Source organism: Pseudoalteromonas sp. MSK9-3 (assembly GCF_003590335.1).
GTDB lineage: Bacteria > Pseudomonadota > Gammaproteobacteria > Enterobacterales > Alteromonadaceae > Pseudoalteromonas.
In genome coordinates, this window is sequence record NZ_MIET01000046.1 from 270513 (window position 1) to 282531 (window position 12019).

Annotated in this window: 7 protein-coding genes; 4 read left to right on the forward strand and 3 right to left on the reverse strand. The window is 36.5% G+C overall.

All coding sequences use genetic code 11. From position 1 onward, the window contains the following. Positions 1-9: 9 nt before the first annotated feature. Positions 10-213, forward strand: a complete 204-nt coding sequence (locus BGP78_RS19900) for a PGPGW domain-containing protein (RefSeq protein WP_119863027.1) — start codon at positions 10-12, stop codon at positions 211-213. Between the two features lie 42 nt (positions 214-255). On the opposite strand, the gene ppsA is transcribed toward BGP78_RS19900, so the two are convergent. Further along, a complete protein-coding gene (gene ppsA / locus BGP78_RS19905) occupies positions 256-2631 on the reverse strand; it encodes a phosphoenolpyruvate synthase (RefSeq protein WP_119863028.1) in 2376 nt (791 codons plus the stop codon). 142 nt (positions 2632-2773) lie between these two features. On the opposite strand from ppsA, the gene BGP78_RS19910 reads away from it, so the two are divergent. Next, complete coding sequence (locus BGP78_RS19910; RefSeq protein WP_119863029.1) at positions 2774-3583, forward strand: pyruvate, water dikinase regulatory protein; 810 nt, start codon at positions 2774-2776, stop codon at positions 3581-3583. Positions 3584-3620: 37 nt separating this feature from the next. Here the strand turns inward: BGP78_RS19910 and BGP78_RS19915 are convergent, their stop codons facing one another. Further along, positions 3621-4976: a class II 3-deoxy-7-phosphoheptulonate synthase gene (locus tag BGP78_RS19915; RefSeq protein ID WP_119863030.1), complete on the reverse strand. Its 1356-nt coding sequence runs from the start codon at positions 4974-4976 to the stop codon at positions 3621-3623. A 3007-nt stretch (positions 4977-7983) separates the two neighbouring features. On the opposite strand from BGP78_RS19915, the gene BGP78_RS19930 reads away from it, so the two are divergent. Next, positions 7984-8865, forward strand: coding sequence for a DNA replication terminus site-binding protein (locus BGP78_RS19930; protein WP_119863033.1), 882 nt, complete (start codon positions 7984-7986; stop codon positions 8863-8865). A gap of 1 nt (position 8866) precedes the next feature. Here the strand turns inward: BGP78_RS19930 and BGP78_RS19935 are convergent, their stop codons facing one another. Then, positions 8867-10081 (reverse strand): replication protein A, encoded by a 1215-nt coding sequence (locus BGP78_RS19935; protein ID WP_119863034.1) that lies wholly within the window; start codon positions 10079-10081, stop codon positions 8867-8869. Positions 10082-10776: 695 nt separating this feature from the next. On the opposite strand from BGP78_RS19935, the gene BGP78_RS19940 reads away from it, so the two are divergent. After that, positions 10777-12012 carry an AAA family ATPase gene (locus tag BGP78_RS19940; protein ID WP_119863035.1) on the forward strand — a complete coding sequence of 412 codons (1236 nt, stop codon included), beginning with the start codon at positions 10777-10779 and terminating at the stop codon, positions 12010-12012. The last annotated feature ends 7 nt before the right edge of the window (positions 12013-12019 follow it).

Below are 12019 nucleotides of genomic sequence, written 5' to 3' on the forward strand. Positions count from 1 at the left end.
AGATAAAGCATGAAGAAAGTAATGATACTTGGGTTAGGTGTTTTGTTTGTATTACTTGCGGTGATATTTTTTGTGGTGCCCGGACCTTCAATAATATTTGCGATGGCGGCACTCGTCTGTTTCTCAATATATTATCCAACTGCAAGAAAATACTTAAAAAAGTTACAAACGATATTTACTAAAGCGTGTCATAAACTCGATGGCATAAAGTAAAAAAGCCGGCGTATAAGCCGGCTTTTTTAATCGCTATAGAGACTAGTTTTTTAGCTTGTCAGCCAAGTATAACCATGTTTCTAATACGGTATCAGGGTTAAGTGAAACAGAGTCAATACCCTGCTCTACTAACCATGCTGCAAAATCTTCATGATCCGAAGGACCTTGACCACAAATACCTACGTATTTGCCTTTTGCTTTAGCTGTTTGAATTGCCATAGATAGCAATTTTTTAATTGCTGGATTACGTTCATCAAATAAGTGTGCTATTAATCCCGAGTCCCTATCTAAGCCAAGTGTTAGCTGAGTTAAGTCATTTGAACCGATAGAGAATCCGTCAAAATATTCTAAAAACTCTTCAGCTAAAAGTGCATTTGAAGGGAGTTCGCACATCATAATTACTTTTAGACCATTTTCACCACGTTTTAGGCCATGCTCTTCAAGTAATTCAATAACGCGAGCTGCTTCTTCTAATGTCCTAACAAATGGGATCATGACTTCGACATTAGTTAAGCCCATGGAGTTACGAACACGTTTGATAGCTTCACACTCTAATGCAAAACACTCTCTGAAATCTTCAGAGATATAACGCGCTGCACCTCGAAAACCAATCATAGGGTTTTCTTCTTCTGGTTCGTACTGTTGCCCACCCACTAAGTTTGCATATTCGTTTGATTTAAAATCAGACATACGAACAATAACGCGCTCTGGTGCAAATGCACAGCCTAACGTTGAAATACCTTCAACAAGCTTAGATATATAGAACTCTACTGGCGATTCATAGCCTGCAATGATTTCTTTAATTTCAGCTTGAAGTTCTGCGGGTTGATCATCAAAATTAATGAGGGCTTTAGGGTGAACACCAATCATTCTATTAATAATGAATTCAACACGTGCTAGGCCAATTCCCGCATGAGGTAGTTTAGCAAAATCGAATGCACGGTCTGGGTTGCCCACATTCATCATTATTTTCATCGGTAAGTCTGGCATTGTGTCTACGCGAGATGAAATAATGTCAAAATCAAGCTGACCTTCGTAAATAAAGCCAGTATCACCTTCCGCACAAGAAACCGTAACTTCCTGATTATTTTTAATTAAATCAGTTGCATTACCACAGCCAACGACGGCAGGAATACCCAGTTCACGCGCGATGATCGCCGCATGACAAGTACGCCCACCACGATTTGTGACGATGGCAGCTGCACGCTTCATGATTGGTTCCCAATCTGGGTCTGTCATGTCCGTAACAAGTACATCACCAACTTGGACTTTATCCATTTCATCAATAGAATTAAGTACGCGAACGACGCCTTTACCAATTTTATGACCTATTGCCCGACCTTCCGCAATCACTGTGGATTGTGATTTAAGCTGAAATCGTTCCATTACGTTTGAATCTTCGTTCGAACGAACGGTTTCCGGACGTGCTTGGACGATATATAGTTTGCCGTCGTTACCATCTTTTGCCCACTCGATGTCCATTGGACGTCCATAGTGCTTTTCAATGATAACAGCTTGCTTAGCAAGTTCTTGGACTTCGTCATCTGTTATAGAGAATTTTGCTGACTGTTCAGCAGCAATGTCTATAATTTCAACTTGCTTGCCATGTGATTCATCAGATGAATAAACCATTTGAATTGCTTTAGAACCGATGTTGCGTCTAACAACAGAAGGCAGGCCTTTAGCAAGCGTTGGCTTATGAACATAAAATTCATCTGGGTTAACAGCGCCTTGAACAACCATTTCCCCTAGTCCATAACTAGACGTAATAAAAACGACGTCTTCAAAGCCGGATTCAGTATCGATACTAAACATAACACCGGATGATGCTTTGTCTGAGCGAACCATACGTTGGATACCCGCTGATAACGCTACACCACGATGGTCATAACCTTGGTGAACACGATAAGAGATTGCACGGTCGTTAAATAGTGAAGCAAATACGTGTTTAATTGCGACCATTACGGCGTCAATGCCACGTACGTTAAGAAATGTTTCTTGCTGACCGGCAAATGATGCGTCTGGCATATCTTCTGCTGTTGCTGAAGAGCGCACCGCGAAAGAAACATCAGAATTTTTATCACCGTGAAGGGTATTATAAGCGTCGTGAATTGCTTTATTTAGTTCTGGTTGGAATGGAGTATCGATTATCCATTGTCGTATTTCTGCGCCAACCTTGGCTAGTGTGTTAACGTCATCGACGTCTAGAGTGTCTAAAATAGTGTGGATTTTTTCGTTGAGTCCAGATTGCTCTAAAAACTCATTAAAAGCATCGGCGGTTGTAGCGAATCCACCAGGTACTTGTACACCAGCGTTAGAAAGGTTCGATATCATTTCCCCAAGTGAAGCGTTTTTACCACCAACTCGAGGTACATCTTGCATACCTAACTCTTGATACCAGAGAACGTAGTCTTGCACGGAACTGTCTCCAAAACAAATTGTATTTAATGTGAGAGATTGTTTGACCTTTAGTACAGGTCAAGGGCATTCTACACTGGCAAGTACGCTTACGTAAACCGCGGAAGCCAAAATTCAGCTAATTTGTAAGAACAAGGTTAAAATGAGAACAGCATTTTATATATCAGACGGAACAGCGATAACATCAGAGGTGTTTGGGCATGCGACACTCTCTATGTTTCCAGTGGAATTTAATCATCAAACAATCCCTTTTGTTGAAACGGTGAGAAAAGCTGAAGAAATCAAAGAACTGATTGACTTAAATGCAAAGAATACCGGTGAACGGCCACTGGTGTTTTTTACATTTGTGAATCCCGAACTATCTGACATAATTCTTTCATCTCAAGGTGTATGTTATGACTTTTTAGCATTGGCTAGTAAGGTCGTTAAAAAAGAATTAAATGTTGAACCCGTTCCAAAAGTGCATCGCACTCATTCAATTCATGAAGCAAGTTATGATTTTAGAATTGATGCTGTGAATTACGCGTTGGCCAATGATGATGGGGCAAATATAAAAGATTATGAACAAGCTGATATCATTTTAGTTGGTGTGAGTCGCTCAGGCAAAACTCCAACGAGTTTATATCTCGCATTACAGTATGGTATCAAAGCCGCTAATTATCCGATCACAGAAGATGATTTGGAAAAAGGTAACTTCCCCAAATGCTTGCTAGCACATAAGAATAAACTGTTTGGTTTAACAATTAACCCAGAACGATTATCAGCGATCCGTGAAGGTAGAATGGCTAACTCAAAATATGCGTCTATTCGTCAGTGCCGAATAGAAGTCAGAGAAGTCGAGATGCTGTTTAAAAAGCATCGAACGCCATATCTAAATTCTACTAGTCATTCCGTTGAAGAGATATCAGCTAAAATTATTTCTGAAACAGGGCTAACAAGAAGGAAGTATTAATAAAAGGCTGCAAATGCAGCCCTTATAATTGAACTTTTTAAACTTTGCTACGTGCGTCTTTAAGCAAATCAGCTACTAAAAATCCGAGCTCTAATACTTGGTCAGCATTAAGACGTGGATCACATTGCGTACGATAACGTTGTGCTAGGTCTTCATCAGATAAGCCATAAGCACCACCAACACATTCGGTTACATGCTGACCTGTCATCTCCAAGTGTACACCACCCGGGTAAGACCCTTCCGCTTTATGAACAGCGAAGAATTGACTTATTTCACGTAGTATATTATTAAAGCTGCGTGTTTTATAGCCTGTACTCGCTTTTTCAGTATTACCATGCATTGGATCTGAGGTCCAAACAACCTTGCGCCCTTCGTCTTGTACTCTGCGAACAAGGGCTGGTAATTTTTCTGGTAGTACGTCTGCTCCCATTCTGGTGATCAGTGTTAATCGTCCAGGGATATTGTCTGGGTTAAGTGCATCAATTAACGCGATTAACTCGTCAGGTGTCATACCCGGTCCGACTTTTACACCTATTGGGTTTTTAATGCCGCGGAAAAACTCTATGTGGGCATGGTCAAGTTGTCTTGTGCGTTCTCCAATCCAAACAAAGTGGGCTGAGCAATCATACCAGTCACCAGTAAGATGATCCCTGCGAGTAAGTGCTTGCTCATAGCCTAGTAAAAGTGCTTCATGAGATGTATAGAGCGACGTTTCTTTTAGACTTGGAGCTACGCTTGAGTCAATTCCACACACTTCCATAAACTCGAGTGCGTCTTGAATCTTATCAGCCATTTGCTGATACTTTTCTTTGAGAGGATTCGCAGCAACAAAGCTCATATTCCAACGGTTTACTTGGTGCAGATCCGCCAGGCCACCTTGTGCAAATGCTCTTAACAAGTTTAAGGTGGCTGCACTGTGATGGTAAGCTGTCATTAACCGGTTAGGGTCTGGCACTCGCGATTCTTCAGTAAACTCAAAGTTATTAATGATGTCGCCACGGTAAGACGGTAAAGAAACGCCATCGATTGTTTCAAAATTCGAAGAACGGGGTTTAGCGTATTGCCCTGCCATTCTGCCAATTTTTACAACGGGACATTTTCCACCATATGTTAAAACGACAGCCATTTGTAGAAGTGTTTTGAATGTATCGCGAATATTTGCAGCATTAAAATCAGAGAATGACTCTGCGCAATCTCCGCCTTGTAACAAGAACGCTTTACCTTCACAGACATCCGCTAGATTTTTATAAAGGCTACGTGTTTCCTCAGCAAAAACTAAAGGAGGCGCTTTGTTTAGTTGCGCTTCGATGTCTACTAATGCTGCTTTATCAGGGTATTCTGGTTGTTGGACAATTGGATGTTCTCTCCAACTATCTGGGTTCCAAGGTTTCATTAATTTTCCTCATTCCAATGTAGTGTTACCTCACCACGAAAGTATCGTATAGACGTACCGGCTTCAAGGTAAATTTAGTATTTATTTCAGTTAAGAACACATCATACTAAATTTAGCGCATTAATGTATCATCTGAACATCTTAATTTATTTAATCTAATCCTTTTAATCAGACCAAAACATATTTAGCTATTGATATGATGAGAGTTAAGTACACTCATTTGCGAAATAGATGATTAGCAGTAACTTGAATTGAAGGTTTGGCTGCTTAATGGTTGTTTTTAAAACTGCTAATAATTTTGGACGTGTAACCATTGAGGAAAAATAATCCAAATGTATGCTAAATGTTTATAAATGAACGACCCTAGAACTGGACCGCTTTAGTTCGAAACATAGACTCTCTTTTTATATTGTGGCTCCAATCATAAAACTGTCTCTTGTTTACCGAAGTAAACTTCATCTGGTGTAAGTTCATTGGAGCCTTGATTGGCATGCCAGTTATTATGCAGTCTTTTTATCAATAAGTTATGAACCGTTACAATATTATTGGTTTTGCCATTGATTAATGTCAAAACGATTATTTTGAATATGTTTTTTAACACAAGGAACACATCATACTTTATTCGAATAAATATACACTCTCAGCACCGCTATTTAAAAAACATCAATAACCAGTAATAAGCCTTTACGAAACTCAAGTATCGTATGGTGTTGCTTACTAAATGATTAACTACTTTTATTTGGTGTGTTCAAACGATTAAATACCTCAAACTATGCCTTTAAATGTAAAAAATTTGGAGTTGGTCATAGTACAACCATCCTGTAGCTCAACGCAGAATCATCAATATTCGGCTAATCTCAATGCCATCTCAAAATGGCAAAAAACCGAAAGCATGGTGGCCATGGTCCGTTCAAGTCACTATTCTAATTTAGCAATTGAAACCTGTTTAACCTTAAGACTGTATTCCATTTTCCACAAACACTCTTGGAAGGGTTTTGGAATTCTTTACCCACTATGGTGAATATCATATTGCAATCAACCGGTTATTATTGTGAATACAAAAGCAGTAAATATAATGAATGGGCTAGGTATGACAAAATACCAGCAACATAGTTAACACTGAAATATTGATTGAAAGTTACCTATCTGATCAGCAGTGCCTAAGTTAGGTTAGAATTTGAAGTTGTTAGTCTAAGAAGTTGGTTGCGGAAAATATACCTAGTCTATGTGATTATTGGTCTCATAATAATGGACTTAAATTGTCATAAAAAGGATATGAGTATGGAGCAATTAATTTTCATTTTGTTAGCGATCGGCTTGTCTAAATTACACAGCAATACTATCTCGACTGTTAGATTTAATACAATGTAATAGATCAAACTTTTACTTTCTAATAAGTGAGTTTATATCAATACAATTATCGATGTTGTTTTCGGTAAAGTTATACTTTACCGCCCTCTCCCGGCTATAAGTATAAATAGAGTTAAGTTCACTCTCCATTGATGACTATTATCACAATAGCAAAAAAGAGATTGTTCTGGTATCATCAGTGAAAGAACACATCATACTATTTCGTTACTTATTTTCAATTATGTTAAATTATACAACTTACACAAAATTCAACTGTCCTACCAAGATTAATATCTTTGAAATTTTTGGTTCTTTTCATAACTCACTTTGTTAAGTTTATTAAAGCTTTTCAAAAATTTGATGAATTTTCGTATAAAAATGCATTTCAAAAAAAGAAAATTATCGAAAGCACCATAGTCATGAAGCGAGTACTTCAAAGAGTTCAATTACAATATAGTGACAGTATTATCCAGCCACCCTGGAAAAACTTAACTCCAATAAAGGCCACCAATCTTACCTTATTGTGATAGTCGCTTTTGTAAAATTACTATACAATTTCAGATTAACAGCTTAAAAATAAACCATATCAACATTCAAAGAGAGTAATTATTAAAACTGACGAGCTATTTATTAAAAATTGCTAACGAACCTGCATTCGCATAATTTTCATGATATGAAAAATTACGAATAACTACTCAATGCTCCGCTAACTAGCTACCCCTTCAGCAAACGTTAAAAACGTATCAGTGTCGTCACAAGAGATAAGGTATTTTATATTCCTATTTTCAGTTAATGACTGAATAAAAATATAGATAAGTATTTTTCTTAAAGTTTGTCATTGAGGCCATTTACCAACGACAATCCAAAACTGAGGAAGTAGTAACCGTGATACAAAGCAGAAAATACTATCATTAAGTTAACCTTTCAATTATGAAAGACCGTATCTTTTAAACACAAGTGAAGGAAGTAATCCGCTTTCATAGTAAAAACTTAGCTCATTCTATATTTAACACGAAAAGGTGAGAAAGCTGAGGTTTGTAACTTAAAATAAGTTTTTATAACCCAAAAAGCGTCAATCAACAAAGGTGATATTCCACACTGCTAATTGTAAAGTGGTTTATGTCCTGGTGTCGCTACAACCTAGTCAAATTTAGGTAGTGCCTTTTTTCATATCGCTCGTTAACACTCAAGAACTATAATAGTAAAAGAGATAACTTATCTCAATACCTACCTGAGCTAAAAGAACATTCATCAATATGTTTAATTACTCTCTGCTATTTCCTTGTACTTCTAACATGTAGCTATCGGTTCATTGACCAAGGTACATATTTAAAAATAAGCTTTCAATAAAAATCAATGCTGTCTTAGTAGAATAAATTCGACCTAAGATAACAATAAATGATAAAATACAGAATAAGAACACATCATACTAAACGTTAATTAGTTTTTATATATCGATGTAAACCTCAGCCAGTTGTCAGAAACAAAATTTAGACTCAAGAGTAACAAACTTGATATAATAAGGAAGAGAACACATCATAAGTAAGCTCGTAGATAAAGAAACATCTCGATACGTTTAATGCTCACAAATGTAGAACACATCATACTTTAAATGTTATAATACACCTATGAACATTACAACTATTTATAATTTAATATGTCATCAAGCACCAATCAGTTTAAGCTTAGAGCACATTTTGACCATTTAATGGAGCTTACTTCATTATTTTGTGTCGAATTAGAAAAATCGGATATTATCTCTGCTGATTATTATCAACTCCCGAACGTCACAAAAGAATCAGAAGAAAAAGCACCTGAACAAATACAAGTTCAAAAAATAACAGGCAATAAAGCTATTGATAAGATTGTTTTTGCTTATAAAGATTTATTTTTAGATGAAAAAGTCAGTGGAAAAGTGCTGCAACGCCACCCAGGTATTATACGTATTAACGACGAAACCCATACTCTTCAAGCAAGGCTGAAAGAAGTAAATAAAGCAAAAGAAGATTTTAAAAATGCAATTTTACAAATCGAAAATAACGACGCTCGTTTTGAAGCAGTACATAGTGCAATCCCTAACTTAATGACTTTAGCTGCTTATAGAAAAATACACAGCGAGTTAGCAGAACCATATTCTGTAAGGTTTACATGGATGACAAAACACGCTACCCGTACTTTAACTAAAGATGCCGCATTAGAAATGCTCAATAAATCTTCAAATTACAATAACCCACGAATGATTGATCAAGAATCTTGGTTATCTCTCGTACAAAAAGAAAAAGCGCGTGTAGCCAATTTAGCTGAAAAAAGTAAATTAAGAATTAGAAGGCCAACACGAGTATCGCCTGAAATAAATGTTCGATTTACTGCAGAAAATAGATATCATGTTAGCGCAGCGTTACCATTTATTCTTTTTAATCCGAGTAAAGATACAAAAATCGGTAGCCTAAAACACTATGAAAAAGTTGAAAATCATCCAAGAAAGAAAGAATATAACTTTCTCGTAGACAGGATATATCTAGAAAAAGTAAGCGAATAGCTTACTTTTTCACTATTTGTTCTAAGATTTCTTCATCAATCACTTCAACATCTTCAACAATACGCTTTCCACCTTGGATTTCAATACGCTTATTATGTTTATTTAAAGTCAGTATTTCATCGCAAAACTGTGATGATGGATGCATTTCATAAACGTAATCGATGATCTTGCCTGTATTGTCATCCTTTACATTGCTTATGCTGTAATCAGAAATCGCGCCTTTTTCAATCAAATCTTTCATTGTTGTTGTCATATCGCGACGTAAAGCCTTCAATTTATTCTCAACAATTTCATCGGTGGAATAAATTGACCCATACTTTTCCATGATTGACAAAAGACGAAAATGATACGTTTTTCCTGGTGCTGCATAGCGCCATAAATGATATAAACGTAACATCATCCAACGTGACAAACCGCGCTTTAATTCTTGTGCACTATTAAAATAATATCCTTTATACTCTAAATTATCGATCATATTATGAACAAACGCATTCAAACACGCGACACATTTAATGTTGCCACCTTGCCCCTTTTTACCGCTAAAGTGCAGTGAAGATAAAAAGTTCATATTTGATTCATAGAATGAGTCATCAATATCGGTATTTTTTGTATCCGTTGCTGAGTATTTGAACGAAAGTTTAGAACCTTGTAACGCTTCTAAAGACTCTTTAATTTGTGGGTAAGGCATTGACTGACCCACGGCTTTGAGTTCTTGAGCTAATTCGTTCATTGAAAATATTACAGCATATTGAATACCGGACTTAAAATTTATTTTTACAATTTTTCCTTTTGACGCGAGACGAATAAGCGCACGTTCTACTTTTTCTTCTCTATCAGATGGCCAAACCAGATACTCTAGGTCTTCTCCATCTTTCTTACTACTTACAACAGCCGGGGTTATTTTTATCTCACCTTCATACAAAATACCGTCAACTTTTTCTGAGATTCGCCGTGTGATGATCGTTTTTTTAGGCGCTTCTTCTAAAGGAAGTTTTTTATGACCCGAACGGACAAATCGACCCCAAAGATCATAGTGATTGAATGTATTAGAATAAGCTCGCAACCCATACGCAGCATTTTCTAATGATATACGAACATCTTTATTATCCGTAAACAGCGCCAAACTTTCGTTATCAATAGCGCTTTCCACACCATGTATCTGACCCCTTAGTGAATCGGGCAGATTATCAACAGAGATGTTCACCTTTCGGCTCATTATTTTACTTCCAAAATTTATGACAGCTAATAACAACATATTCATGAACAAAAGTTAATGATTTAAGTTAGTATAAAACTGATCTATCCAAGTTTTTTTTTTGAGATCGCTTTTTTACTAACTAGACAAAAATAAAGATCATCTTTTTACTAACTAAGGTTGGTTATTAAGCTTTTTGTGCACAAAACACTGTTTAATTCTGGTTGAAATACGGTGTTATTGTATCGATTGTGGATAACTGCACACAATGTTGGTATAGATCAGATCTGTACTTAGGATAGATCCGATCTTTATTTACTTGATCATAAGAATCAAAATCGAAATGTTTATAACCATTTGAATTTACTTAGTAAAAATGTGATCTAACGGGTCGGAAATGTGTATAAGTGTGTGGGTAACCTGTTCACTCCTTTACTTTAAATATAGGAGTTAGTAAAAAGAGGATCCATGAGTACATAAAGATCAGATCTTTACTTCGTACAAATTAGATCTGCTATTTTTAACATTATTCATATATATCATATGGTTATGTTCTTTTTAGCAAACCCTATCCTTTAATACCTATATACTTAACCATATTTAATCTTCTTATTTATACTTAGTTAAGTAATTTTATATGATGTCTTATATTTTTTGTGTTTACTACTAAAGTAATGGACATTATAATGATAGGTATCAAGTCAAGGATATCGCGTATGTCAATTAATAACAAAGCACTTTCAACATATCGTTTATTAAAAGCAACAGCAGAAGTTGCTGAACAATCACTAGAAGGTCGTATACAGCATTATAGGGCCCATTTAAAGACAGATGAGAAAGAGCTAAGAACCTATACACAAAAAGCCGCAGCTGATTTGCTTGGATGTAATAATAGAACATTAAAACGACGTCATGACCAAGGTGATTTTGATCACCTTAGTATCCAAAAAGGTGCAAACGGGCATTACGCATACACATTGTCAAATATCTTCGCAATGGCCGAAATCTTAGGTGTAGAGGCTGATCAAAGAAAAACAGGCGATAAACTCCAAGTGATCGTTATCAATTCACTAAAAGGCGGCTGTGGCAAAACCACGTCTTTGGTGAATATTGCAGCTGCTTTAGCCACCACAAATATTAAGCGATACAGAATTGGTATTATTGATCTAGACCCACAGGGATCATCATCTAGCTTTTTTCCGGCTAACGATCCTGAGCCGATAACAGTGGGAGATCTAATGAGAGACTGTATCGAGTTAGATGAAAACGAAACATGGGCTCAGGTTGTATCAAATGCATTTCAAGAAACGCATATCCCAAATATACGCGTTTTACCATCAGGGATGGACGATTTTTATTTCGAACATGAAACAGCCACTGAACTTAAAGAAAGCTCAGGATATGAACAGACCCGACATTATCACAAACTATTAGAAAAAGTTATTGCACCTGTTGAGTCACAATTTGATCTAATTCTAATAGATACAGCGCCCTCATTGAATTTTATGTTTTACAATGCGCTCATGGCCTCTACAGCAATGCTCATACCAGTCCATCCTGAGGCTGTTGATTTTGACGCTAATAACAAATATCTAAAAAGACTTGGTGAGATTTATCATACAGTCGCCGCACTTGGCCATGATGGTTGGGATTTCATGCAATTTTTAGTGACAAACTATGTTAAAGGTAACCATTCTCAAAGAGACATAGTGAAAGATGTAAGAAGTGCTTTTGGACGACAAGTTATGAGTTACCCAATAAATCATAGCTCTGCAATCACAGCCAGTTCATCATCGTTCAACACTATTTTTGATCAAAAAACATCTGATAGTTTGGCAAGCAGAGAGTCACTTGTTAAATCACAAGAAAATATTAAAGATGTTGTAGACGAACTAGAAATGTTGATCAGGTCAAATTGGTTATCCACACAATCTTCATTAGCACAATCTTAAATAGGGT

Excerpts from the sequence above, each read along its gene's own strand:
- BGP78_RS19900 (WP_119863027.1), top strand. The coding sequence starts at position 10 with ATGAAGAAAGTAATGATACTTGGGTTAGGTGTTTTGTTTGTATTACTT.
- BGP78_RS19910 (WP_119863029.1), top strand. The coding sequence starts at position 2,774 with ATGAGAACAGCATTTTATATATCAGACGGAACAGCGATAACATCAGAG.
- BGP78_RS19915 (WP_119863030.1), bottom strand. The coding sequence starts at position 4,976 with ATGAAACCTTGGAACCCAGATAGTTGGAGAGAACATCCAATTGTCCAA.
- BGP78_RS19930 (WP_119863033.1), top strand. The coding sequence starts at position 7,984 with ATGTCATCAAGCACCAATCAGTTTAAGCTTAGAGCACATTTTGACCAT.
- BGP78_RS19935 (WP_119863034.1), bottom strand. The coding sequence starts at position 10,081 with ATGAGCCGAAAGGTGAACATCTCTGTTGATAATCTGCCCGATTCACTA.
- BGP78_RS19940 (WP_119863035.1), top strand. The coding sequence starts at position 10,777 with ATGTCAATTAATAACAAAGCACTTTCAACATATCGTTTATTAAAAGCA.